This window comes from Microcoleus sp. Pol12A5, from assembly GCF_036701435.1.
GTDB lineage: Bacteria > Cyanobacteriota > Cyanobacteriia > Cyanobacteriales > Microcoleaceae > Microcoleus.
The window spans coordinates 33,149-57,134 of sequence record NZ_JAUBQU010000034.1 but is presented as its reverse complement, the minus strand read 5'-3'; the positions used below and the strand labels follow the sequence as shown (position 1 = coordinate 57,134).

At 46.8% G+C, this 23,986-nt stretch carries 21 protein-coding genes and 1 pseudogene; 14 read left to right on the top strand and 8 right to left on the bottom strand.

Annotated elements, in window-relative coordinates; all coding sequences use genetic code 11:
* Positions 1–485 (bottom strand): annotated as a pseudogene (locus QUA45_RS12065) (photosystem II D2 protein (photosystem q(a) protein)); the annotation flags it as partial.
* 415 nt (positions 486–900) lie between these two features.
* On the opposite strand from QUA45_RS12065, the gene QUA45_RS12060 reads away from it, so the two are divergent.
* Together QUA45_RS12060 and QUA45_RS12055 are read left to right on the top strand one after the other, a co-directional pair.
* Positions 901–1,170: a hypothetical protein gene (locus tag QUA45_RS12060; RefSeq protein WP_190663726.1), complete on the top strand. Its 270-nt coding sequence runs from the start codon at positions 901–903 to the stop codon at positions 1,168–1,170.
* A 23-nt stretch (positions 1,171–1,193) separates the two neighbouring features.
* Positions 1,194–1,865: an ABC transporter ATP-binding protein gene (locus QUA45_RS12055; protein WP_333099399.1), complete on the top strand. Its 672-nt coding sequence runs from the start codon at positions 1,194–1,196 to the stop codon at positions 1,863–1,865.
* Between the two features lie 124 nt (positions 1,866–1,989).
* Here the strand turns inward: QUA45_RS12055 and QUA45_RS12050 are convergent, their stop codons facing one another.
* Entirely contained in the window at positions 1,990–2,778 is a 789-nt protein-coding gene (locus QUA45_RS12050) for a DUF4058 family protein (RefSeq protein WP_333099400.1), read from the bottom strand.
* Between the two features lie 129 nt (positions 2,779–2,907).
* Positions 2,908–3,150 (bottom strand): hypothetical protein, encoded by a 243-nt coding sequence (locus QUA45_RS12045; protein WP_333099401.1) that lies wholly within the window; start codon positions 3,148–3,150, stop codon positions 2,908–2,910.
* A 129-nt stretch (positions 3,151–3,279) separates the two neighbouring features.
* On the opposite strand from QUA45_RS12045, the gene QUA45_RS12040 reads away from it, so the two are divergent.
* The 3 genes from QUA45_RS12040 to QUA45_RS12030 all read left to right on the top strand — a co-directional run bounded on the left by QUA45_RS12040 (position 3,280) and on the right by QUA45_RS12030 (position 6,407).
* Positions 3,280–3,492, top strand: a complete 213-nt coding sequence (locus tag QUA45_RS12040) for a helix-turn-helix domain-containing protein (protein ID WP_172192515.1) — start codon at positions 3,280–3,282, stop codon at positions 3,490–3,492.
* Between the two features lie 120 nt (positions 3,493–3,612).
* The gene (locus QUA45_RS12035; protein WP_333099403.1) at positions 3,613–4,116 is read left to right on the top strand and encodes a hypothetical protein; all 504 of its coding nucleotides are present in this window, start codon (positions 3,613–3,615) and stop codon (positions 4,114–4,116) included.
* Positions 4,117–4,220: 104 nt separating this feature from the next.
* Complete coding sequence (locus QUA45_RS12030; RefSeq protein WP_333220852.1) at positions 4,221–6,407, top strand: tetratricopeptide repeat protein; 2,187 nt, start codon at positions 4,221–4,223, stop codon at positions 6,405–6,407.
* A 291-nt stretch (positions 6,408–6,698) separates the two neighbouring features.
* Here the strand turns inward: QUA45_RS12030 and QUA45_RS12025 are convergent, their stop codons facing one another.
* Positions 6,699–8,207, bottom strand: coding sequence for a UbiD family decarboxylase (locus tag QUA45_RS12025; protein WP_333220856.1), 1,509 nt, complete (start codon positions 8,205–8,207; stop codon positions 6,699–6,701).
* 334 nt (positions 8,208–8,541) lie between these two features.
* On the opposite strand from QUA45_RS12025, the gene pstS reads away from it, so the two are divergent.
* The 8 genes from pstS (at position 8,542) to hppD (ending at position 17,963) form a co-directional block, all read left to right on the top strand.
* The gene (gene pstS / locus QUA45_RS12020) at positions 8,542–9,570 is read left to right on the top strand and encodes a phosphate ABC transporter substrate-binding protein PstS (protein WP_333220850.1); all 1,029 of its coding nucleotides are present in this window, start codon (positions 8,542–8,544) and stop codon (positions 9,568–9,570) included.
* Positions 9,571–9,762: 192 nt separating this feature from the next.
* A complete protein-coding gene (pstC, locus tag QUA45_RS12015; protein WP_333220849.1) occupies positions 9,763–10,764 on the top strand; it encodes a phosphate ABC transporter permease subunit PstC in 1,002 nt (333 codons plus the stop codon).
* A 140-nt stretch (positions 10,765–10,904) separates the two neighbouring features.
* Positions 10,905–11,885: a phosphate ABC transporter permease PstA gene (pstA, locus tag QUA45_RS12010; RefSeq protein ID WP_333220847.1), complete on the top strand. Its 981-nt coding sequence runs from the start codon at positions 10,905–10,907 to the stop codon at positions 11,883–11,885.
* Positions 11,886–11,941: 56 nt separating this feature from the next.
* Entirely contained in the window at positions 11,942–12,793 is an 852-nt protein-coding gene (gene pstB / locus QUA45_RS12005; RefSeq protein ID WP_333220845.1) for a phosphate ABC transporter ATP-binding protein PstB, read from the top strand.
* Between the two features lie 194 nt (positions 12,794–12,987).
* Complete coding sequence (locus QUA45_RS12000; protein WP_333220843.1) at positions 12,988–14,259, top strand: APC family permease; 1,272 nt, start codon at positions 12,988–12,990, stop codon at positions 14,257–14,259.
* A 42-nt stretch (positions 14,260–14,301) separates the two neighbouring features.
* Positions 14,302–15,711, top strand: a complete 1,410-nt coding sequence (locus QUA45_RS11995) for an NYN domain-containing protein (RefSeq protein ID WP_333099411.1) — start codon at positions 14,302–14,304, stop codon at positions 15,709–15,711.
* 83 nt (positions 15,712–15,794) lie between these two features.
* The gene (locus QUA45_RS11990; RefSeq protein ID WP_333099413.1) at positions 15,795–16,502 is read left to right on the top strand and encodes an SDR family oxidoreductase; all 708 of its coding nucleotides are present in this window, start codon (positions 15,795–15,797) and stop codon (positions 16,500–16,502) included.
* A gap of 399 nt (positions 16,503–16,901) precedes the next feature.
* Positions 16,902–17,963 carry a 4-hydroxyphenylpyruvate dioxygenase gene (gene hppD, locus QUA45_RS11985; RefSeq protein ID WP_333099414.1) on the top strand — a complete coding sequence of 354 codons (1,062 nt, stop codon included), beginning with the start codon at positions 16,902–16,904 and terminating at the stop codon, positions 17,961–17,963.
* A gap of 20 nt (positions 17,964–17,983) precedes the next feature.
* Here the strand turns inward: hppD and QUA45_RS11980 are convergent, their stop codons facing one another.
* Both QUA45_RS11980 and QUA45_RS11975 read right to left on the bottom strand, forming a co-directional pair.
* Entirely contained in the window at positions 17,984–18,517 is a 534-nt protein-coding gene (locus QUA45_RS11980) for a GNAT family N-acetyltransferase (protein WP_333220842.1), read from the bottom strand.
* Entirely contained in the window at positions 18,498–20,627 is a 2,130-nt protein-coding gene (locus tag QUA45_RS11975; RefSeq protein ID WP_333099417.1) for a diguanylate cyclase domain-containing protein, read from the bottom strand. The genes QUA45_RS11980 and QUA45_RS11975 overlap by 20 nt, the downstream gene beginning before the upstream one ends.
* A 496-nt stretch (positions 20,628–21,123) precedes the next feature.
* Between QUA45_RS11975 and QUA45_RS11970 the strand changes: the two genes are divergently transcribed.
* Positions 21,124–21,810, top strand: a complete 687-nt coding sequence (locus tag QUA45_RS11970) for an HAD family hydrolase (protein ID WP_333099418.1) — start codon at positions 21,124–21,126, stop codon at positions 21,808–21,810.
* Positions 21,811–21,949: 139 nt separating this feature from the next.
* Here the strand turns inward: QUA45_RS11970 and QUA45_RS11965 are convergent, their stop codons facing one another.
* Positions 21,950–22,561, bottom strand: a complete 612-nt coding sequence (locus tag QUA45_RS11965) for a CPP1-like family protein (RefSeq protein ID WP_333067066.1) — start codon at positions 22,559–22,561, stop codon at positions 21,950–21,952.
* A 244-nt stretch (positions 22,562–22,805) separates the two neighbouring features.
* On the bottom strand, positions 22,806–23,684 hold the full coding sequence (gene pgeF / locus QUA45_RS11960) for a peptidoglycan editing factor PgeF (protein ID WP_333099420.1): 879 nt from the start codon (positions 23,682–23,684) through the stop codon (positions 22,806–22,808).
* Positions 23,685–23,986 lie beyond the last annotated feature (302 nt).

Genomic DNA, 23,986 nt, shown 5'->3' with positions numbered 1-23,986 from the left:
AAGGGGTAAAGCAGGAACACCGACACAAACACGGCGATGGGGCCGGTGAATGCTAGGGCGTTGTAGGGACGGATGCCGACTAAACGGGCGATTTCAATCTGACGCAGGCAAAAGCCGATCAGTGCGAAGGCGCCGTGGAGGGCGACGAATGTCCACAGCCCGCCGAGTTGGAACCAGCGGGTGAAGTCCCACTGTGCTTCGGGGCCCCACAGGAACAGCAGGGAGTGTCCGAGGCTGTTGGCTGGGGTGGAGACTGCTACGGTGAGGAAGTTGGCTCCTTCGAGGTAGGAACTTGCCAAACCGTGGGTGTACCAGGATGTGACGAAGGTGGTGCCTGTTAACCAGCCACCGATGGCTAGGTAGGCGCAGGGGAATAGCAGGATGCCAGACCAGCCTACGAAGACGAAGCGATCGCGTTTGAGCCAGTCGTCGAGGACATCAAATATGCCTCTTTCGGTCTGGGCGCGTCCGACTGCGATTGTCATTTACGCAAATCTCCAAATGGATATAATTACAACGGATTTGTATCTAGTCATGAGTCTTCCACCGTTGCCTCTGCTTAGCAGAAAACGAGTGGGATTATGAACAGACTTTACTTTTCTTTACCGTATTGACGATTATAGAGGTAATTCTTTACAAGAGCAAGTTTTTATTAAAAAATTTCCGACTTGTGACCTTGGACTTCTCCGAAGTCCCCGAAAGCCTCGAAGTCCCCGAAGTCTTTGCCCTACATTGGGGAACTTCTACTATATAGGAGTCTCTGCGCTTTGCGTCAGAAGCCCGGTGGCTTGGGAGATATATCGGCCTCAACCTCTGATTTTTCTAAGAAACTGGGTTTCCGTGGGTAAGTCCTATATATATACTGAGGATAGAGCTCCAAACTTAGGTTTTTAAGACTATATGTTCAGCATTGACATCATTGTGAAGAATACGCCCGTCTCGCTGTCGGTGCAGCGGAAGTTGGAGGAGGACGCTGAGACTGTTTACCAGCAGGTGCTGGCGGCGATTCGCAACTCCCAACCGCAAATTTTGGAACTCACCTGCGAGAAAAATCCTGAGAAAAAGGTGGCTGTACTCAGCAGCGAGATTTCTGGGGTGGTGGTTTCTCAGAAATCGGGGGCGTCATCTACAGGCAGATCCCCTGGCTTTGTCTCGATGACAGCAGAATGAGGGCTGGGGGTGTTGGTGCCGATATGAGCCAGTCAGCCGTTTCTGTGCGGGATTTGGGTTTTTGCTGGCCGTCGGGCGATCGAGTGTTGCAAGGTTGCTCTCTGGATGTACCGAAGGGCGAGTTTTGGATGCTTTTGGGCACTAACGGCAGCGGCAAGTCTACGCTGTTGAGGCTGATGGCTGGGCTGCTGCACCCCCAGTCGGGGGAAATTGACCTCGGCGGGCGGGTGGGTTTTGTGTTCCAAAACCCGGATCACCAATTGGTGATGCCGACGGTTGGTGCGGATGTAGCTTTTGGTTTGGTGGAGGAAAAGCTTTCTAACGTTCAGGTGCGGGAGAGGGTGGCGGAGGCTTTGGAGGCTGTGAATTTGCTGGATTTGCAGCGGCGGCCGATTTATGCTTTGAGTGGCGGTCAGAAGCAGCGAATTGCTCTGGCTGGGGCGATCGCCCGTCACTGCGAAATTCTGCTGTTGGACGAACCGACGGCTTTGTTAGATCCTGATTCTCAGTTGGATTTGGTGGCGGCGGTGCAGCGGTTGGTGAAAAATCGCGGGATTACAGCTTTGTGGGTGACTCACCGTTTGGATGAGTTGAATTACTGCGATGGGGCTTTTTTGTTGGAAAAGGGCGAAGTGGTCGATCGGGGAGATCCGGCGCGTTTGAAGCAGAGGTTGATGCAAAGCCAAGATGTTTAGTCCTCAAGCAATTTGAGACTTAAGTCATTCTGCGAGGGAAATCACTCTGCAAGTCAAACGAAGTCGGCCTCCGCAGACTAAGAAATAAATAGAGTATTGAACAAGATTTGGGCTGCAGCCCAAATTAATCTCGCAATCCTCGATCGCGCAACCAAGCATCTGCCCAAATTGTATCGGTTTCTGACAGCGGTGGTATGACTTCCCAGTTGCGATAATCTATCTTCAGGTCGTAACTTGCTATGTCGTAAATTTGAGTGAATAATTCCTGCAAATTGATTATAGGTTCGGTATCGCCCGATCGCAGCGGTAAAGGAAAGGCAGGCAGCGGGTTTTGCAGGTTAAAAGCATACAAATCTGCTCTGGGACGGCGATTTCCCCGACACACCAAAACGCTATAGTGGCTTTCAATGTCATTGCCAATAACTGGCATTTTTTGACCGCGCCGCAATAAATCTATTTCAATTAAATGAGTGCGACTGAATAAAATTTCTTCTCGCTTTTCTTCGTACATTTGTCGCCCTTTGCCTCTGCGCTTATTAGTAGGCGATAGGATTTCAATAACTGTTATTAATTCTTTGGTTGCCCTTTCTCTAATTTCTAAATAGCCTTCCCGAACCTGGTAGGGCAGGGGAAGAGTTACTGTTATTGGTTGTGTGGGCGGTGCTGCAACTGCTAGGTTTGATGCTGGTGTTTCTGTTGCTATTTGCGACTGTATTATGTTTACATCGGGAATGCCAATTGATAAATCTTCATCAGCAGTTTCATACATTCTCACTTCCACCGACACTAAATACTTAGGACGCAGTTGGGGAGATAAAAACCTGGCAATTTCAATAATTAGCCAGTGGTGTAGGGCGGGCCAGAGTTCGGGATGCTCTAAATACGGGTCCATACCAGGAAAGGGAGATGGCATTGATGTGACTCCTTGACTCAAGTCTATTTATAGTTTAGCAACATTTTTTTGGGGAAATTAGGGTCGATCGCACTTCCTGCCAAATAGAATAATTCCTATTTGTGGAAGGGCGATCGCACTTGTTAACGGTTAAACTTCTATCGGCAATTGTGTTTCAATTGGAACGCTATTTTCATCTAAGACAGACACCGCATTTACGAAAACAATTGTATGCGGGACTGCGGGCATTAAGCGGCGCAGTGCATTTAGGTAAGATTCGGCATCGGGGCGGCGGACGAAACGGGCGACTGTTAACCGCTGACAGTTGGGGAGGTGGCGAATTAGATGCCAAGGTTGAAGTCGATCGCGATATGTCGATTGTTTTGGTATCATAGGAAAATCCTTCCCACTTTTGTGGGTGGTGAATGAAAGGCGATCGCTCTAGATTTCTCAGGTCCGAGGGCGATCGCTATTAATTGTATATTCATTAAATTACGAGTAGTCGTAATTGTCAAGGGCGGAATGGGACGAATTAGACTGCGAGTTCGAGAACTTGCTCAAGAGAAGGGTTGGACTCTTAGGGAAGTCTCCAACAGAACGGGTATTCCATACACTACGATCGCCACCTATGCCAGTTCTCCAGGTATGGCAACTGTTGACTACACAGCTTTGGACAAGATGGCTCGTGCCTTCGATATTGCGATCGAAGATTTAGTCGAGATTTTGGAACAGTAAACTGATTGTGCGTAAACGAGGGCTCTTGCGTTAGCACTTTTTACACGATACTTGCGTATATTGGAATTTTCCGGCTGTAGACTAAAGTCAGGAGTTGTTCAGTCTGCCGGAGTTATATCAATGCCAATTAATCGTCTGTCTGACATAGAAGAAAACTTTGAATTGCTGCAAGAGCAATTAGTGGGCAAGCAGAAGGCTCTAAATTTAGCACCGCAAGAAGAAAAGATCCGAATTAAACAGCAAATCCGACAGCTACGCAAGGAGATTAGGGAGCAGGAAGAGGAGGATTGGCAGGTTGTCGCTCAGCAAACGCAAACGGTGGAAATTCCCGAACATGAGGCTGAGATTATTGTTGCCGAGATTGTCGAAGAAGTTGGACAAATTGAAGTGCAGGGACAGTATTCAGATGAAGGGCTTCAGATTTTGCAGGAGATTCGGGACAAGGTAAACCAACCGGGAGCGACAGCGGCGGCGAAACTTAAAGTCGTAATCTCAAGCATTCCGCCGTTTGTGGGAATTTCCTACGAGGCAGAATTGGATACAGAGAATTTTTTCCAGCAGCATTGCCCAACGTTTCGGAAAACGTTTCGGAAATTGATTAAGGTATTAGCAAAAAAGCCCTAGACCTGGAGAGAAAAACACTTAATCCAGGTTTCACAAGTTTTTACCAACTATACGATATTCCCTCCGAACTCGGTTCAAAAAACTTTGTCGGACGGGATGAGGAGATGCAGCAATTGCACGGATTGTTGCAGGATGGGAGCCGCGTTGCGATTGCCGCTGCGTCGGGAATGGGCGGCATCGGCAAGACAGAATTGGCATGGCAGTATGCAACATTTCACCGCGAACACAACACCTATCCAGCAGGGATTTGGTGGCTGTTTGTGCGGGAAATAGATTTAGCGCCGCAGGTGTTGCAGAAAGCGCTGCGAATGGGAATTCAGCCGCCGGATACTCTCGACAATCTGGAGGAACGGTTGCAATTTTGCTACGAAGAGTGGGCAAAAAAAACCTCTGGCAATGCTCTGCTGGTATTGGATGATGTCAACGATTACCGGGCGGTGCAGCGGTTGCTGCCTAGAAATCCCCGCTTTAAGGTGTTGCTGACTGCGCGAGAGCGACTGGAAGAAAAAACCTTGCAGCGATTGGATTTAAAGAAGCTCAGACCCTTGGATGCTTTTAAGTTACTGTATGAAGTTAGTCAGGCAGAGACTCGCATTGTTCAGGAACAGATTGTTGCTGAGAAATTGTGTGCTTGGTTGGAGTATTTGCCCTTGGGGATTGAACTGGTGGCAACCTTTCTCAAGGTAGAGCCAGATGTGTCGGTAGCAGAGTTATTGACACAGTTGCAGCAAAAGCTGTTGCAGGATGAGGTGCTGACTCCTGTAGCGGCGGCTTTTGAGTTAAGTTGGGTGCAGTTAAATGCTGCCGAACAGCAGTTGGCGGTATTGCTGAGTGTGTTTGCTTTGGCTCCCATGCCTTGGCAGTTGGTCGAGTCAGTGGTCGTAGTTTGTAGAGTAGAAGCGCCAAAGCAAAACTGGCTGAAGAAATTGTTGGTGGTGTGGGGAAAGGTGCAAGCACCCCAGCAGTGGTATTTGCTACTGGACGATCGGGTTTTGAGCCAGAGTCGGCGGCGTTTAGTGGAATTGAGTTTGCTGGGGCGGGTGGAGCAAAAGCAGTATCAACTTCATGCTTTGATTCGGGAATTTTTTGCGGCAAAATTGCCGGGACGCGCTGATGCTGAGAATTTGCGGAGAAGCTTTGCGGTGGTGCTGACAGCGGTGGCGAAGACGATTCCGCAGACTGTGACGCTGGAGGTGCAGGAACGGGTGAAGGAGGCGCTGCCCCATTTGGAGGTGGTGGCGGAGCAATGGTCGCATTTGCTGGAAAATAGCACTGATGCTACGTGGTCTTCCACAGGCTTAGCGCGGGTTGCTCAGGGACAGAGTTTGTGGGCAGAAGCGGAGAAGCGGTTGACAGCTTGCCTCCAGATGACTGAGCAACGCTGCGGAGCCGACCATCCCTCTACGGCAATGAGTTTGAACAATCTGGCAGGGCTGTACGAGTTGACGGGACGCTACGCGGAGGCGGAACCCTTGTTCGTGCGATCGCTCTTAATCATTGAGCAACAGCTCGGAGCCGACCATCCCTCTACGGCAATGAGTTTGAACAATCTGGCAGAGCTGTACAAGTCAACGGGACGCTACGCGGAGGCGGAACCTTTGTTTGTGCGATCGCTCTCAATCAGGGAGCAACAGCTCGGAGCCGACCATCCCGATACCGCAAGTAGTTTGAACAATCTGGCAGGGCTGTACCAGTCAATGCGACGCTACGCGGAGGCGGAACCTTTGTCCGCGCGATCGCTCTCAATCAGGGAGCAACAGCTCGGAGCCGACCATCCCGATACGGCAATGAGTTTGAACAATCTGGCAGTGCTGTATAAGTCAATGGGACGCTACGCGGAGGCGGAACCCTTGTATGTGCGATCGCTTTCAATCTGCGAGCAACAGCTCGGAGCCGACCATCCCCATACGGCTCAGAGTTTGAACAATCTGGCAGCGCTGTACGACGAGTCAATGGGATGCTACGCGGAGGCGGAACCCTTGTATGTGCGATCGCTCTCAATCAGGGAGCAACAGCTCGGAGCCGACCATCCCCATACGGCTGAGAGTTTGAACAATCTGGCACGGCTGTACGACGAGTCAACGGGACGCTACGCGGAGGCGGAACCGCTTTACCTCAGAGCATTAGAAATTTTTTGGAACCGATTGGGAGAAAATCATCCCAACACCCAAACTGCTAGGAGAAATTTCATTGCTTGTCTCCAGAAGGCGATATCAACGGGTCAAGATTCACAACTGTCCCAGCATCCAACAACGCAAGCAATGCTTAAGCGACTTCGGGAGACGGAGTAGCTGTTGCTGCTAGAGCGATTGTTGCCAATTTCCTACAAAACTTACGCATGGGGCCCAGAAACCGGGTTTTTTCCAGAATACTTCGTTACAGGGCAAAGACTCGATATAAAACCCGGTTTCTTTGTCGGAGTGCATGAGTCTCGATCGCATTAACAAGAGGTAAATTGCGATTTTTCGTTGGGTGGGGGCGGGTTTTTGAGATTGTCTATCTGTGTCACAAAGGGTTGGAAAAACCCGCACCTACAGGTCGATCGAGGATGTGCGACATCTCAGATTTTACGGTTGATTCCCCTACTTCATCTCATATCCAAACAAATTAGGATCGACTTCTCCCAAATTCAAATCAGCCAAACCATACTCAGCCCAACGCCTTTCTACCATCGCCGCCACATCCGGATCGGACTCCAAAACTTCCCCCCACTCGTGATCCGTTTCCGGCGGCATCTTCGTAGTAGCATCAATCCCCATTCTGCCTCCCAAACCAATCTTTTCACTGGCAAAATCTAACGTATCAAAGGGCGTATTCGGCAGAATAAATACATCCCGAACCGGATCGACTTTAGAACTAATTGCCCACACTACTTGACGCGGGTCGCGAATGTTGATACTTTTATCGACAACAATCACAAACTTAGTGTAAGTAAACTGCGGTAAAGCACTCCAAAATGCTAAAGCAGCCCGGCGCGCTTGACCGGGATATGCTTTATCAATCGAGATAATTGCCGCCTTATAACTCAGCGCTTCCATCGGTAAGAAGAAATCGACAATTTCCGATACTTGCTGCCGCAAAATAGGCGTATAAATACGGTTAAGCGCGATCGCCATCATTGCTTCTTCTTTCGGCGGCCGCCCGCTAAATGTCGTCAGATAAATCGGGTCTTTGCGGTGCGTCATGCAGTTGAATCGAACCAGCGGCGAATCTTCCACGCCGCCGTAATAACCCATGTGATCCCCGAAGGGCCCGTCGGGCAGAACTTCCCCCGGCGTAATCGTTCCTTCTAACACGATTTCCGAGTCCGCCGGTACTTCTAAATCTACGGTTTTGCACTTGGCCAACTGCACGCCGGAACCGCCGTAAAGTCCCGCAAATAACCATTCCGATAAATCTACAGGAATTGGGGTTGCTGCGGCGAGAATAATCAGGGGATCGACTCCAAGGGCGATCGCAATTTCCAATTTTTTACCAGCCTGCGCCGCTTTCCGCAAGTGTCGCGCGCCCCCCCGCACCGATAACCAATGTACAGTCATCGTATTTTTTGACTGCAACTGCAACCGATAAACCCCCACATTCGGCGTACCCGTTTCGCAATCTTTGGTAATTACCAAACCTAAGGTGATAATTTTGCCCGCATCTCCCGGATAAGGGCGAATCATCGGGATTTTGTTCAAATCCAGCCCTTCTCCCTCAATTACCACTTGCTGACAAGCTGGGAAAAAGTCGCGGCCGGGTTTGGCTTTCACTACGTCAAACAGCACTTTGCCGAATTCTATCGCTTGGGAAATCTTTTTCGGCGGTTTTGGCTGTTGCAGCATTCCCAGTTTTTTGCCGAGCTCTTCTAGTTCGATCGGCTTTTCCATGTTCATCGCCCAGCAAACGCGCTGTTCCGTACCCAACAGGTTGATTGCGACGGGGAAATCTGCCCCTTTGACGTTTTCAAACAGCAGTCCGGGGCCGCCTTTTTGCAGCATTTGATTGGAAATTTCGGCAATTTCGAGGTCGGAATCGACTAAGGCGCTAATCCGGCGCAGTTGTCCCCGTTCTTCGAGCAGTTTTAGGAATCCCCGCAAGTCTCTTGCCATTGTTGTTAAAGAAATGTTAAGTGTCCCTACTATTATGCGGCGATCGGGGGATGGAGTGCGGGGTGGGGGCAATCGGGCGATCGCTAAATAAATTTCTTTTATTATCGTTACGCTAGGACTTGGTATTTATACGGTCGATAACAAATTGACTTTAACTAATTTTTATTTGCAATACTCTTAACCATAATTTAAACAAAGCTTATTCTATTGTTATTTAATCTACTATTAATCAAAATTTAAAAAAAGCTTATTATAAGCTATCCCTTTCTTGGCGGATTTCAGTCTATCCTATGGAGGAGATTTGCAAAGCCTGCTATTAAAGGAGAGGAGGAGTATGAATTTTTTCACTGCACGTTGGCGACGTGGTTTTATAGTGGTACTAGCAGTAGCAGCATTCTCGCTGACTTTGATTAGTTCTGCTGTAGCTGCTGTCACACTAAACGGTTCGGGAGCCACTTTCCCCAAACCTCTTTACGATCGCTACTTCTCTCAGATGAGAAGTGCAAATCAAATTACTGTAAATTACGAAGGAACTGGCAGCGGTGCTGGTATCAAAGCATTAATTTCAGGCACTGTTGATTTCGCAGGCAGCGACGCGCTGATGACGGCAGCGCAAATAGCCGAAGTAAAGCGCGGTGTCATGGCGGTTCCGACTGCTGGCGGCGCTGTTGCAGTTGTCTACAACTTACCCGGAGTGACCAATCTGAGGCTAAATAATGATGCGATGAAAGGCATATTTGAAGGTAAAATTACCCGCTGGAACGATCCTAAAATAGCGGGAATTTCAGGACAAGCTAAAAACTTGCCAAATACTGCGATTCGAGTAGCTGTACGGGCAGACAGCAGCGGTACAACCTTTATTTTTGCTAACCACTTGCAGGCGATCGGCAGCAGCGTCAAAGCAGCCGCTCAGCCGAGTTGGCCTGGAAGCCCTGTCAGCGGTCAAGGAAACCCCGGCGTAGCTGCTTTGGTGAAGAATACAGCGGGTGCGATCGGCTACGTTCAAGATACTTATGCTCGGCAAAACAATCTCCAAACAGCATTTCTTCAAAATAAAGCTGGTAGGTTTGTAGATCCTAGTTTGGCTGAAGCAGAGAAAGCTTTAGCAGGGGAAACATTCCCCGCAGACTTCCGTTTAGTAGAAGGAAATCCTAACGACGGTTATCCGATTGTTGGCTTGACTTGGCTGTTAATTTACAAACAGTATCCTGCTGCGAAAGCAGAGGCTATTAAAAAGATGGTTAATTGGGTGATGACTACAGGTCAAGGTATCAACAAACAGCTAGAGTATACTACAATTCCTTCAGCTACAGCTCAAAAGGTGGTTCAAACAGTTAATCAGAGTGTGGTTGCCAGAGGTTAATTTGGGCGATTGCACGGGGTTATGAGTTGATGAGTTAAATGCAGGACTCAAAACTCATAAATTATCAGGTTGATGTGCGCTAGATTTACTGTGTAAGGTGCGCTGTGCGCACCCTACAAACCAGGTGCGCTGCCATTAGAATTACTTGTTTTCCAGCAAATATTTCACTTTTTACGCAATAATAATTCCGGTATGACCAATCTTTCAAAAAAACTGAAAAAACAGACTCGGCAACCGGCAGAAATAAACACAGAAGTAGATTTGACAGATACTACTGGTGAAGGTTTATGGATGGAGTCAGGATTTACATTATTTGTATGGGGTTTTGCCCTAGCGACAGCGGGTACGTTGTTTTGGATGAGTGCGGTAATTTTTAAAGATGCTTGGCCTGCTATTAGCAAATTTGGACTCTCCTTCTTGTGGAATCCCAAGTGGGATATCGGCGAGTTGCAGTTTGGGGCTTTGCCGTTTATTTACGGTACTGTAATTAGTTCTGCGATCGGCATAATCATCGCACTTCCTTTAGGGCTGTCAGTAGCTATAGTTACTAGCGAGAACTTCTTACCCGTCTGGGTGCGATCGCCCTTAGGATTCATGGTTGAATTAATATCGGCTATTCCCAGCGTAATAGTTGGCCTTTGGGGAATCTTTGTTTTGATTCCCTTTTTGTTGCCTTTGCAGCAGTCATTATTCGATAATTTCAGTTGGTTTCCCCTGTTCAGCAGCGAACCTTTAGGCCCCGGAATGCTGCCCGCTGGAATCCTTTTATCGATTATGATTCTGCCCACCGTAGCCGCCATCAGCCGCGATGTATTGATGTCAGTTCCAGTCGATTTGCGAAGTGCTTCGATGTCCCTTGGTGCCACCCGCTGGGAAACAATATTTAAGCTGTTACTACCAGCAGCTAGTTCAGGAATTATAGGTGCTACAATCTTGGCATTAGGACGCGCTTTAGGGGAAACAATGGCCGTAACAATGGTGATTGGCAACTCGATTCAAATAAACAAATCCCTGCTAGCTCCCAGCTACTCAATTCCTGCGGTTTTGGCAAGTCAATTTCGAGAAGCTCTCGAACCGCTGCACATCGGCGCTTTGATGTATTTAGCCCTAATTCTATTTGTCATCACTCTGTTGGTAAATGCGATCGCAGTATTGTTAGTTCAGCTAATTGGCGTCAAAGGATCTAAGAATTAACACGCTCGAAATTAATTGAGTAACAAGCCTTTTTATGTATTCTTTCCCACGCTCAAGACGGAGAAAGAGAAAAGTATAACATCCTGAGAACAAGCTTGATAAATCGCCGAATCGATCTAAAATCTAACATCTAAAATTCCATGACTCAAGCCCAAAAATTAGACGGTATTCTGGATGCAGAAATTAACAACCCCCTGTCGCTAAGCCGAACTCTTTTCAGCCGAGCAATGACACTTATCGCCTTCGCTCTGACAGCTCTAGCCCTGCTCCCTTTGTTCGCTATTTTGTACAAAATATTGGGGGAAGGACTTACACATTTGAGCTGGGAAGTGCTAGTATCTTTGCCCGCACCCGTCGGAGTTGAAGACCAGCCGAACGGCTTTGCCAATGCGATTATCGGCACTGCTTTAATGGTGGGAATTGCGACCTTAATCAGCGTGCCTATCGGCGTAATGACTGGAATATTTTTGTCTGAGTTTGGTAGAGAAAACAAAGCGATGGCTAATAGTATTCGCTTTATCACCGTCATTCTCAGCAGCGTTCCCTCGATCGTAGTTGGCGTCTTTTCCTACGCCCTAATTGTCGTTACCACCAAAGCATTTTCATCATTAGCAGGCGGTTTTGCCCTCGGCACCATCATGCTTCCAGTTGTTGCTCTGACAACAGAACAAGCATTAAAATTAGTGCCTACTTCTTACCGCCTCGCTTCTGCTGGTTTGGGAGGCGGACGCTTTCAAACTATGTTTCGCATTATCATACCTTCAGCACTTCCCACAATTACCACAGGTATTTTACTAGCTGCTTCGCGGGCAGCCGGTGAAACCGCCCCGCTGATTGTAACGGCTTTGTCGAGTCAATTTTGGCCTCCTTTAGTTGATAAATTGGGCGAGATAATGCAGTCCCCGATAGGTGCAGAAACTATGTCAAAACTAAAAGAAGTTCCCGAAACAATGCTGACTCCGACTCCTTCTATGTCGGTATTAATATATAGCTACGCCAGCTCTCCTTACAAGGAGCAGAACGAATTGGCGTGGACTGCTGCCTCGGTCCTTTTGGGCATGGTTTTGATCGCTAGCGTCGCATCCCGTACAGTAACTCGGAAACGCTTGCAAAACCGATAACTCAATAACTAAAGTGCATCTCTCAGTCAAATATTAACAATATAACCAGCCAAATAATGAAACCTAAAGCTAATTTGAACTCCGAAAACTATACAGCTCAATTCCTAGATGATGCCACCCCGGAAATAGACCCCAATGCAATCCCAGCACTGCGGATTCAGGACTTGAGCTTTTATTACGGAACTCATAAAGTCTTAGAAAATTTATCGATGAATATCCCTCACCCGCAAATTACGGCGATTATTGGTCCTTCAGGTTGCGGCAAATCTACCTTTCTCAAAGCTCTCAACCGGATTGGTGAATTGGAGGGAAAAGTTCAAATTAAAGGAAGAGTAGAGTTTTTTGGACAGGATATTTACAGCCCAAAAGTAAACATTAATAGTTTGCGCCGCCAAATTGGGATGGTGTTTCAAAGACCAAATCCTTTTCCGCTGAGCATATACGATAATATTGCTTACGGGGTGAGAATTTTTGGTCGCAAAAGCAAAGCAGAATTAGATGAAATTGTAGAATCTGCACTTAAAAGTGCGGCGCTTTGGAATGAAGTTAAAGACGATTTGAAGAAATCCGCTCAGGGGATTTCGGGGGGACAGCAGCAGCGGCTTTGTATTGCTCGCGCTTTGGCAGTAAAGCCAAAAATTTTGCTAATGGATGAACCTTGTTCTGCTCTAGATCCGATTTCAACGATGAAGATTGAGGAATTATTTCAGACTCTGCGCCAGCAGTTAACTGTTGTGATTGTGACGCACAATATGCAGCAGGCAGCTCGTGTTTCTGATTACACTGCATTTTTTAATACTGATGAAAGTCGCATCGGCCGGCTGGTGGAATTTGGACCGACAAGTAAGATTTTTACTTCTGCCGGCAATTCGAGTACGAGAGATTACATTCAAGGCCGTTTCGGTTAATACTTACATCTTGAACCTCTTTCAGAACAGGCAAGATGCCTGTTCCACAACAGACTAGACAAATATTTTTGTGGAGCAGGCATCTTGCCTGCTATAGTTAGGGCAACCGCCAAGTTTCTAAAGGTTCCAGTGGACGTTATTAATTGCTGAAACCATTGGGGGGAATTTCTTTCTTCACATCGATTTGTGGCTATATGTCTTTACCTCTTCTGAAGCGAGAGTTAGGTGTTTTCGGCGCAACTCTCATGGGCCTGGGATCAATCCTCGGTACCGGAGTATTTGTGAGTATCGGCATTGCTGCGAAAGTTGCTGGGCCGGGAGTGATTTTGGCTGTAGGTATTGCGGCTTTAGTTGCTGTTTGCAATGGCCTTAGCAGCGCTCAATTAGCGGCCAATCATCCTGTTAGCGGCGGTACTTATGAGTATGGCTACAAATATCTCAATCCTTGGCTGGGTTTTACTGCCGGGTGGATGTTTCTGTTGGCGAAAACGGCTTCTGCGGCTACTGCGGCTTTAGGTTTTGCGGGGTATTTTTTAAATGCAGTTGGTGTAGCCGATCGCACTTACCTGATCCTAACAGCTTTAGTCGCCCTCGCCATTCTCACTTTAATTGTATTGACGGGAATTAGGCGATCGAATATTGCCAATACTGCCATAGTCTCAGTTACACTTTTATCCTTAGCGGTGTTTGTTGCTGTCGGTTTGCCAGAGGTAAGGTGGGAAATGGCCACCGTACAGAATAATAGCTCGATCGGCTCCATCCTCCAAGCCACCGCCCTGATGTTTGTCGCTTATAGCGGTTACGCCCGCATCACCACAATGAGCGAGGAAGTGCGGGAACCGAGGGAAACCATTCCCAAAGCCATAATTTTCACTTTGGTGCTGACAATGCTGCTTTACATCGGGGTAGCAGTAGTTGTCGCGGGCGCGGGGGGAGCCAATAAATTGTCTTTACAACCAGGTGGTACGGTTGCACCCCTGGAAGTCATCGCCCGCAGTTTCCCAATTCCAGGAGTTTCTCAACTGCTAGCCGTCGGCGCAATTACCGCTATGTTGGGAGTTTTGTTGAACTTAATTTTAGGGCTGTCGCGCATCTGGCTGGCTATGGGGCGGCGGTTGGATATGCCGAGAGTCTTGGCGCGGCTGAATCCTTCGGGGACAACTCCCTACGTGGCTGTGGTGGTTGTCGAAGTTACGATCGCACTTTTAATCCTCGTCGGCGATGTCAAAACCACTTGGTCATTTAGCGCTTTTAGCGTTTTGATTTACTACGCTATCACCAACCTCGCCGCGCTGCAACTTTCCCCCGCCGAAAGGCTTTATCCGCAGTGGTTGGCTTGGGTGGGTTTGGGGAATTGTCTGTTTCTGGCTTTCTGGGTGGAGAGGCAAATTTGGCTGACAGGATTGGCATTAATTGCCGCCGGTTTAATTTGGCGGGCGATCGTCCGACTCCCGGCCAGAAACTAGAATTGTGATAAATTGAAACAGCATCCCGCATTGTAGAGGGCCATGCCCGATCGAACCCCCTTGCTGGCGACTCAAGAATCTCTCGCATTCAGCGCCATCAGTCGCTATATAGCTCAAACCCTAATTACCATTCAGGAACAGCATCCCGAATGGATAACTGAAAAATACAGGAAAACCCCCTGGGCCAAACCTGATTTTCAGTCAGTTTTGATTGGAAAATTGACAAAAAGTTTCACAGTAGCCAGCGATACAGATTCCCTGCTGCTGACTGCGAAAAAATACCTACAAATTTTGTTGGTTCCAGAATTCGTTAATTCACCTCAATTCAGCAAATTATCGGTCAAAATTCAGCAGCTAGCCCAATCTCAAACAGCAACGCCTAAATCACAAAACTCAGTTTCGTCACAGCCTCCCACTCCCACCACCCATCAAACAAATTCGCTCCCAATCGGCATTGCTATCTTGCTGCTAGATGTCGAAAACTTGCAACTCACCGTCGAAACCGAAAAATTCCTAGAGGGAATTTGCCACTATCCAATCCAAATCAAAGTTGCCTTTGCCAACTGGCGCAGCATGGGCAAAAAAGATGCCGAATTTCACCAGCGCGGCTATCAACTAATTCACGTCCCGCCCGGCAAAGACAGCGCCGACTTAAAAATGGCTACAGTCGGCGCATCGATTTTCGTACATTATCCCACAGCCAAAGAGATTTTTGTCTGTTCGTCCGATCGCGCCCTCACTCACCTCAGCAATACACTGCAAGCCCACGGACTAACAGTATTTCAAGTCCGCAAACAAATAGATAAAATCATAGTTTTAAACAGCAAAACCGGACAAATGGAAACCCATTCGCTTGTAACCATACCGGAAATTACACCTTTAGAACAATTAGTTATTCAACTAAAAGAATTAATCAAAAAAGAGCAAAAGCGCACCTCAACTCAGTGGATCAAAGTTTCTACTGTTTCAGCTTTATTTAGGGAAAATTACGGCTTAGTCCTCAATCAAGTTGTTGTCAATCATTTGCTAGGTACTAAAACCAGGGATATCTTTCTCAAATATCCTACCGATTTTGTACTCCACAAACCATCAGAAACTTCTCAAACTTATGTCACTCTTTTTGAAGTAAGATTATCTCCCCCACCGCCCATACTTAGCCAAGAAATTACCAACAACCACCAGATAGCACCTGCGACTTTGACAGATATTAATTCTCTGGAAGACTTGGAAAGAGCTCTTGTCAAAATAGTTGGTGACTTAACAGACAACTCTCCTGACAATTCTGTATTTCTCTCCAATGTAGGCAGCGAATTTCACCGACAATACGGCAAACAAATTACCCAAATAATTAAAGATTTTAATCTCGGTAGAAAATTTACTAAGTTTTTGCAATCCTGCGCTTCTCTCCAGCTAAAAAAAGCCGAAAAAGGCTGGCAAGTTTCCCTCCATTAATTAAAAATTAAAATATATCAACCTCCCCATTACTAGCAACTTGAGTTATCATACAATCGGGACGTAAAGAAATGTAAAGGGATATGCAGGACAAAGTAGTGGTTGTGGTGGGTGCAACTGGCGGCATCGGTTCAGCGGTAGCCCGCAAACTCGCTGATGCGGGTGCGAGGCTAGTGCTCGCCGCCAGAGACAGCAGTAAATTAGACGCTTTAGCTAGCGAACTTTCGACAGCAGAGGTACTGTGCGTACCAACAGATATCACCGATTTACCGCAAGTCGAGACGCTGATGCACAAAGCTGAGGGGAATTTCGGACAAATTGATGCCCTCGTAAACGCCGCCGGTGCCGGAATTCTCAAGCAGTGGAACAAGTTAGAACCGGCTGATTTAGATGCAATGCTTGACTTGAACTTAAAAGGCAGTTTTTACACGTCTCAAGCAGCGGCGAATGTGATGAAAGAGCGCAAATCCGGCCACATTTGCAATGTCATCGGGATTTTGGGCAAGCATTCGATGGCGATGGGAACGGCTTATTGCGCTTCAAAGTTTGGGGTAGTTGGTTTCAGCAAGTGCATGGCAGATGAGCTGCGGCGCTACGGTATTAAGTTTACGCTATTCTATTTTGGCGGGGTGGATTCTCCGTTTTGGGATAATGTGAGTTTGAAGGTAGACAGGTCAAAAATGCTGACTACCGACACTGCAGCCAATGCGATTATGTTTGCTCTTTCGGCTGACCCGCAAGCTGTGCCGATGGAGATTAATATTCAGCCAGAAAGTCATTTGTTCTTTTAGCGATTGAGGAGTGATTTTAAGGCAGAAGGCAGCGGAAGCTGAAGGAAAGAAAAATTATGATATTTTTAGGTTTGAGAACTTGTACAGCACTTAATTATGTAGGTGCAGGGGTTCGCGCACCTTACCCATATTAGTAGTGCGTCAAACCATTTTTTTGCCTTAGTCCTATCGGCGATGGTCTAGCGCTCAAAGCTAAGTTATCGCAGACACGGTTTTTTTTTAAGTGCCGGCTTATTTCTGCCTTCAGAGGGAGCTAAGAGATTCAATCTTTAGGTTATTATTAAGTGGGCGCGCAATAAAAAGTATGAAAAATATCCATTACTCAGTCTCTCCCTTGCAATTTCGCCTTGAAAATCAGCAGATTTTCCATTTTTCAGTTTCCATTTTCAATTATTGATTATGGAGTTCGATCGCATTCAATTTTACGTTGAAAACGCTAAAGTATCCCGCGACTGGTTTGTCAGCCAGTTAGGCTTTCAATCAACAGCAGGTTATGCCAACAGCCACACTCACACTGAAGTTGTCAGCAGTGGCAATGTATGTTTTGTTTTATCTTCACCCCTGACACCCGCTAGTCCGGCTGCTAGTTGGTTGAAGTTTCATCCTCCAGGGATTGCCGATGTGGGTTTTCGGGTAAACAATATTGAATTAGCGGTAGCTAGAGCGGCTGCTAAAGGCGCTAAAATCCTGGAACCGATTCAAGAAGACCTAAATGCAGGAGGCTATTTTAAGCGGGCAAAAATCGCGGGTTGGGGAGATTTAAGCCATACGCTCGTGGAGCGAATTGGTAGCCATTCACTGCTATCGGCTTCGGATAAGCTGCAGTTGTTTACCCGGATTGACCACGTAGTGTTAAATGTTGAATCTGGGGATTTATCAAGTGCTGTTAGTTGGTATCAAAAAATATTAGGTTTTCAACCGCAACAAAATTTTGATATTCAGACTGAGAAATCGGCTTTGCGGAGCCAAGTTATGGTACACACTGAAGGTGGGGTGCAATTCCCGATTAATGAACCGGCATCAGCTAATTCTCAAATTCAAGAGTTTTTGAGCGCAAATCGGGGGCCGGGAATTCAGCACATGGCTTTGCAAACTAATAATATTGTGGGTGTTGTTGCCGATTTGCGATCGTGCGGTTTGCCTTTTCTGCCGGTTCCTCCAACATACTACTCCCAATTGCAGCAGCGGCAAAACTATTTGCCTGCTGATTGGCAAGAAATTGCAGCTTGTCAAGTTTTAGCCGATTGGCAAGAAGATACTCCCGCCGCGATGCTGCTGCAAATCTTTACCCAGCCAATTTTTGCAGAACCGACTTTCTTTTTCGAGATTATTGAACGCCGAGTTAGTTTAGTGAACGGCAAACAGGTGCAAGCTGGAGGTTTTGGGGCGGGGAATTTTCGAGCTTTGTTTGAGGCAATTGAACGCGAACAAATGAATAGGGGAAGTTTGATAGATGATTGACAAAACTTCCAGTTTTTAAGTCATACAGACTTGTTAATCAGCCATGCGATATCTTTCCACCCGTAGGCAATTTCTTTAAGTGCAACTCCGGCTCTACTTGTTTGCTGTTCGTCTACTTTTTCACCTCCTAAAAATTCATAAAATTTATAGGCTGAATTGTCTCCTAGTACCCAAACCAGCATCGAGTTCAAACTTAATTCTGCCAATTTTGTTGCAACTGTTCTCACGAGTTGCCGTCCAATTCCTTGACGCTGATATTCCTCCAAAATATAGATGGCAAATAATTCTCCTTTATATACATATTTGCCCGTCCGCTCGTCACCAGCTGCCGCAAAACCCACAATTTGTCCGGAGTCATTCTCAGCAACGCAGACAAATACCCCAGTATTTTTGACGTTTGCCAGGATTTCTTGCCAGCGGCTTTCTGCTTTTTCATAGGACAGTTGCGCGAAGTAATCTGTGGGTACAATTTTTCGGTAAGCTGTCCGCCAAGTATCTAGATTAACCCGTGCGATTGCAGGTGCGTCAGCGATTTTAGCTTCTCTCACAATCATCAGAAAATACTCCTTTCGGGCCCTGAAATTCTCTTTTCAACTCTAGGCAAACTATACGATCGCGCCCTTCTAGTTTAGCTCGATACAGGGCTCGATCGGCCTGTCCAATTAACTCCTCGATCGATAAACCAGCAGCAGGTACCGTAGTAGCGATACCCATACTAAGAGTTATTAACTTACTTACCTGGGAAGCAGCATGAAAAATTGCAGCAGCTTTCAAATCGCTGCGAATTGATTCAGCTACCCGCATTGCTCCTTGCATATCAGTTCGCGACAAAATTACCGCAAATTCTTCGCCGCCGTAGCGGGCGGCTAAATCTCCTGCCCGTTGAGCGTTGCTAGCTAAAATCTGGGCCACTTGTGTTAAACATTCGTCACCTCCTTGATGCCCGTAACGATCGTTGTAAAGTTTGAAAAAATCGATATCGCACAAAATTAAAGACAGCGACTCTTGTTCTCGCTCCATCCACTGCCATTCTAACTCTAATTTTTTGTCAAAACAGCGGCGGTTGGGAATTTGAGTCAATCCGTCCACAGAAGCGAGCCGCTGCAATTCCCTGTTAGCTCCTTCTAATTCTAATTTTGCTTGTTCTAAAGCTAAATTTTGCCGAGCTAATTCTTCACTTTGGCGTTTTTCTTCTTCGTACAAAAATCTGATTGAAGCTTGAGCTTCTTGCAATTCTTGCTCCGCATATTTGCGCTTGACAAATTCCCCTAATTGAGAACCTACAACAGCTATTATCTGAAGTAAATCTTTATCCGGCGGCAGTTCTTCCCGGCAAAAAAAAGTCATTACTCCTACAACTTGACCCCTAGCGTGAATGGGAAAACCGAATCCCGATCGCAGTCCGGCTTCCTCGGCCAAGCGCGATCGCACGAAATTGCGATCGCCCACAATATCAGTAATCCACTGCGGAGAACCGCTACTGGAAACCGCTCCCGGTAAACCCTCACCCGCAGCAAAAGTAATCTGCTGGTGGTTTTCGGCAAACTCGCTAACTTCCTCCGCCGCCTGCCAAACAACCACCCGCCGCCAACCAGGAGTTTCTTCGATCGGACAGCAAAGTGGCAGGCACAAAAGCGGCTGTTTTTCGCGTTTTATTTCCGCACCAAATCTAGTTTCTTTCTCCCCCTCTATGGGCGTCCAAAGTTCGCCAATATCCCAGCCAAAACTTTGGCAAATAGCTTGCAAAATTCTCGGAGTTGCGCTATCTAGAGAAGTTGATTCTGACAGAATATGAGTAACAGCATACTGTGCTTCTTGACAATTTTTTATGCGCTGTTGCTTGGTAATATCTTTGCCGATATAAACAAAATTTTGTATAACCTCGCTATCTCCATACTTGCTTCCTGTGCTTGTCTCGAAAGTAGAGCATGAAAACGCCACAATCACCTTTAAACCTATTTTCGTTTTGCAAGCTACTTTTACTTGAGGCCAATATTCGCTTTTAAGTGCAGGAGGTAGCTGGCTGACTTTGCGTAACAATTCCTCCTCCGCGGTAATCATGGATATGGATTGGCCGATTAATTCCGATTCGGTATATCCAAATAATTGCTGTGCAGCTTGATTCACTTTTTTAATTTTTCCCGACTTTGCTGTTACTAACAAAACATCGCCTAGGGAATTAATAATTTTGTCAATATAATCGCCAGCCGCAGCTAAGTAATCGACTTTAATACTGTTTTCGTTGGCAGCCTGAACCATTCTTTGCTGAGCTGCAATGCTGTCGGTAACATCTTCGCATAAAATAATCAATCTGTCAGCATTGGCTTCTCCATGATAACCAAAGATGTACAAATCTAGATATAAATAAGAGCCGTCTTTGAGAACTCTGGTAATTGATTTTAACTGAAAGTCTTGCTCTCGTTGTTCAATAATACCTTCAAGGATTTCTTCAATTCCAATCAGTTCGGGAAAACTATCGCGCACGTCTTTTCCTTCGCCTACTTCCTCATGAATGTCGGCAAACTCTTGCAGTTTCAAAGATATTTCTTGAATCTTAAGTTCTCGATCGACTGTGAGGTATTCAATCCTGCGTAAGGATAACAGCTTATAAAGAAGAATATTAATACTTCTTGGGCTGCTCTCTACAGTTAATATTGGAAGCATCTCGTTATTGTAGAGCATCAATCTCAAAAATTAGCAGGTAAAGTTAGTTGTTTTTTGGCTGCTATTTCTCATATAAATTTTTATACTGGCAGATGTCACCATCTGGTACCGCTGGCTAATTTATGCAAACAGTACACTTTGGATTCTCCAAGCAGTTTTTTGCTTATTTTAAAAATGAGGCAAAATATTAATTTTGCCAATTTTTTTTTGAGAAAGCGCAGTCACAATCATCCTCTATTGAGGTTGAGATTTATGAACAATACGTAGCGGTTTGCACTATTTGTGCGGCATATTTTAATTTTAAATTCCGCGATATGGCTGACAACCGCTAAAGTTAAGAAGTAGCACAGTTTAATTCAAATGTTTCCTTTAATTAGCACCATTCCTATAGACCTTACCTCCCCTGGGTATTTGTGTCAATTTTTGTAAAGAAAGTGTTACTTTAAGTGATATAGTATCGAAGAATTTGTATAAAAGCTTAAAAATACTCTGCTAAATGCTGAGACTTATTACCGACTTTGACGGCCCGATCATGGACGTGTCCGATCGCTACTACCGAGTTTACCAGTATTGTCTCGCCGAGACTAAGCGTTCGGACCAACCAGTGCGCGAACTCCCCAAAGCCGAGTTTTGGGACATGAAGCGCGCGCGGGTTCCCGAAACCGAAATTGGCATCCTCTCAGGATTAGATGCAGATCAAGCCCGCGATTTTGCTCAGAAACGCCGTCAAACAGTCCACACCCTACCCTACATGGTTTACGATCGACCAGCGCCCGGCGCTCTGGAAACCCTCCAAAAGGTGCAGCGCGCTGGAGTAGACTTAGCGGTGATGACCATGCGCCGCGTTAGGGAACTAGATGAAGCCTTCAACCGCTGCAATTTAGGGCAATTTTTCCCAGAAAACCGCCGCTATTGCCTCCCCAACGATTACGTTAAAACCGGGGATGTCAAAGATAAGCCGCTGTTGATGGCAAAAGCTCTCGCCGAACTGCCGCCGACTTCTGACACTTGGATGGTTGGCGATACGGAGGCGGATATTATCGCAGCAAAAACGCACGGTGTCAAGGTAATTGGTGTTTTGTGCGGAATTCGCGATCGTACCCAACTAGAAATGCACCAACCGGATTTAATTGCCAACAATTTGAGCGAAGCAGTCGAGATTATTTTAGGTCGCAAAAATTAGTCATTAGTCATTAGTCATTAGTTATTAGTTATTAATTGTTAGCTGAGGTTATTTGTCGGAGGTCTTGATCCCACAGTTATTAGTGGTTGGCGGCTGACTAATAACTGCTGACTAATAACTGCTGACTAATGACTGCTGACTATCGCAGAAAACCGCTGACCAGCCACAGAATTAAAAACGTAAACAAAGCGATAAATTTCTCTGTTGTTATAAATGCCGGACTGACCAAAGAACCCAAAAAGCCTCCCAGCAACAAGCCTATAACCAAGCCAGCCACAGTCAGCAGCACAGCCCGACCAAATTTTTGTTCCTTGCGATTAACAAAATAAAGACAAGAGCCGACCCCAAGAGCCAGAGTCAACTGTAGTAAACCATCATTAGCCGCCGGATAAATACTCAGTCCGCCTAACCCCACATATACCCCAGCCGGCCACAAAATGTCCGATTTACTAGGAGTATCGATTAGCCGCTGCAACCAAGCTGGGCTGCCACTAGGAGGAGAGGGAGTAAAGCTTGGAGGTGGCGGAGTCAGCCGTTCGGGAAAGCGGATGCGTTCGGGTACTTTAATTTTACCTTCCTGTCGCTGCCGCAGGCGATCCATGAGGATCGCGTCGTAAGCTGCTTCGATCAATTCCAAACGTTTCTTGTCACCGCTGTACTGCTCACCTAGGCGCGTGCGGGCCTCTTGCACTTCATCAAAGGAAGCATCTTCATCGACTTCAAGCAGTTGATAGGGAGTTGGCTCACTCATGGTAATAACCCGCTGAAGACTCTCGTTATAGAGCAATCTTAACAAGAGAGGAAAGCGGGGCGGGGGCTTGGGCCGCTTTCCCAAAAGTTTTGCTGCTAGTTTTTGGTGGTTTAAAACAGGAACCAGCAAACCTTACGAAAATAGAAACTAGAAGGCATTTGGCATTCGTAAATAAAAAATAATGAATCCAAAGATTTTTATTTTTATCTTGGCCGTCTAAAATTTTACCTTCTGCCAAATGCCCTCAGAAGGGACTTTTCCCGCAGGCACTCACAATTCCCGACCACTGGACTTTTTTAAGTCGATCGCGGCGGTAGGAAAAAAAGCGAGCCGAGTCAGAATAAGTACAGAAAGGAGCGATCGCCACTTGAGAAAGATCGATTCCCAACTGCTGCAATTGCAGAGCATTGCAGAGGCGAACATCCAAGCGTACTTTTCCCGGTTCTGGATCCGCTAATACAGGCGTTTCCGGGAGTTGGTGCAAAAACTCTAGAATGCCGTCGGCTGTCGCACTAACGGCACTCTTAGGAGCAATGGTGGCTCCCAGTTCCGCTGCTACTTCCACAGATACCTGGTAAACCTCTCCAGCGATCGCCGGCCCCATAGCAATTTTCAGATTTTCTAGTTGACTGCCTTGTGCCACAAGTTGAGCGATCGCCTCTGGTAATATCTTAGCAGCAGTCCCGCGCCAACCCGCGTGAACTGCTGCAACGAGTCCCGTGCGATCGTCAGCAATCAGCACCGGCACGCAGTCAGCCGAGCAAACCCACAGCGCCTCCAATTCTCGATCGGCAACCAAGCCATCAGCCTCAGCATAGCTTGGGGCAGCGGTTTCCGGGGCCGGAGCCACAACCGGGGACAAATCACTCGTTTTGATTACCGCATTGCCGTGTACCTGTTGGAGTCGGTAAACTTTAGCTCCCGGTTCGAGAACTGCCGTCAGATCGATCGGCCCCAGGGGCGAGAAATCGCGCGTAAAAAAGCCGTGAGACCAGCGAGAAAGCAAGCTGCAAGTCAGATAAGGCAAGCCTTCAGAACTCTGCCAGTCCCAACTGATACCGTCAGGTCCTCCGGCACATTCAGACTCAGGAAAATTTGTCAAGCGATCGCCAGCTACAGTCATGAAACCTATCCTTACCCAAGCGCATCATTTAGCTTGTATTCTAAACAATCAAAAATTTTGTCCGCGAAGTTTAAAAGCCGGGCTAGCTTTTAGGAAAAAATCGCGCTCGGTCTGCGGTTTGAGGACGACCGACAGCGCACAAATTTTGCAAAACCCCAGAAATATAGGCAACTAATTAACATAGACGAACGCCAAAGCGCTATCATCAGTGTGGCCGTCACAGACTTCTAGGCAAGTGCCATCGGGATCAAAAAAACCGGATATCGATCGCGAGTGAATGCGTAAGGCATTTGAGCTTGTTC

Excerpts from the sequence above, each read along its gene's own strand:
- QUA45_RS12060 (WP_190663726.1), top strand. The coding sequence starts at position 901 with ATGTTCAGCATTGACATCATTGTGAAGAATACGCCCGTCTCGCTGTCG.
- QUA45_RS12055 (WP_333099399.1), top strand. The coding sequence starts at position 1,194 with ATGAGCCAGTCAGCCGTTTCTGTGCGGGATTTGGGTTTTTGCTGGCCG.
- QUA45_RS12050 (WP_333099400.1), bottom strand. The coding sequence starts at position 2,778 with ATGCCATCTCCCTTTCCTGGTATGGACCCGTATTTAGAGCATCCCGAA.
- QUA45_RS12045 (WP_333099401.1), bottom strand. The coding sequence starts at position 3,150 with ATGATACCAAAACAATCGACATATCGCGATCGACTTCAACCTTGGCAT.
- QUA45_RS12040 (WP_172192515.1), top strand. The coding sequence starts at position 3,280 with ATGGGACGAATTAGACTGCGAGTTCGAGAACTTGCTCAAGAGAAGGGT.
- QUA45_RS12035 (WP_333099403.1), top strand. The coding sequence starts at position 3,613 with ATGCCAATTAATCGTCTGTCTGACATAGAAGAAAACTTTGAATTGCTG.
- QUA45_RS12030 (WP_333220852.1), top strand. The coding sequence starts at position 4,221 with ATGCAGCAATTGCACGGATTGTTGCAGGATGGGAGCCGCGTTGCGATT.
- QUA45_RS12025 (WP_333220856.1), bottom strand. The coding sequence starts at position 8,207 with ATGGCAAGAGACTTGCGGGGATTCCTAAAACTGCTCGAAGAACGGGGA.
- pstS (WP_333220850.1), top strand. The coding sequence starts at position 8,542 with ATGAATTTTTTCACTGCACGTTGGCGACGTGGTTTTATAGTGGTACTA.
- pstC (WP_333220849.1), top strand. The coding sequence starts at position 9,763 with ATGACCAATCTTTCAAAAAAACTGAAAAAACAGACTCGGCAACCGGCA.
- pstA (WP_333220847.1), top strand. The coding sequence starts at position 10,905 with ATGACTCAAGCCCAAAAATTAGACGGTATTCTGGATGCAGAAATTAAC.
- pstB (WP_333220845.1), top strand. The coding sequence starts at position 11,942 with ATGAAACCTAAAGCTAATTTGAACTCCGAAAACTATACAGCTCAATTC.
- QUA45_RS12000 (WP_333220843.1), top strand. The coding sequence starts at position 12,988 with ATGTCTTTACCTCTTCTGAAGCGAGAGTTAGGTGTTTTCGGCGCAACT.
- QUA45_RS11995 (WP_333099411.1), top strand. The coding sequence starts at position 14,302 with ATGCCCGATCGAACCCCCTTGCTGGCGACTCAAGAATCTCTCGCATTC.
- QUA45_RS11990 (WP_333099413.1), top strand. The coding sequence starts at position 15,795 with ATGCAGGACAAAGTAGTGGTTGTGGTGGGTGCAACTGGCGGCATCGGT.
- hppD (WP_333099414.1), top strand. The coding sequence starts at position 16,902 with ATGGAGTTCGATCGCATTCAATTTTACGTTGAAAACGCTAAAGTATCC.
- QUA45_RS11980 (WP_333220842.1), bottom strand. The coding sequence starts at position 18,517 with ATGATTGTGAGAGAAGCTAAAATCGCTGACGCACCTGCAATCGCACGG.
- QUA45_RS11975 (WP_333099417.1), bottom strand. The coding sequence starts at position 20,627 with ATGCTTCCAATATTAACTGTAGAGAGCAGCCCAAGAAGTATTAATATT.
- QUA45_RS11970 (WP_333099418.1), top strand. The coding sequence starts at position 21,124 with ATGCTGAGACTTATTACCGACTTTGACGGCCCGATCATGGACGTGTCC.
- QUA45_RS11965 (WP_333067066.1), bottom strand. The coding sequence starts at position 22,561 with ATGAGTGAGCCAACTCCCTATCAACTGCTTGAAGTCGATGAAGATGCT.
- pgeF (WP_333099420.1), bottom strand. The coding sequence starts at position 23,684 with ATGACTGTAGCTGGCGATCGCTTGACAAATTTTCCTGAGTCTGAATGT.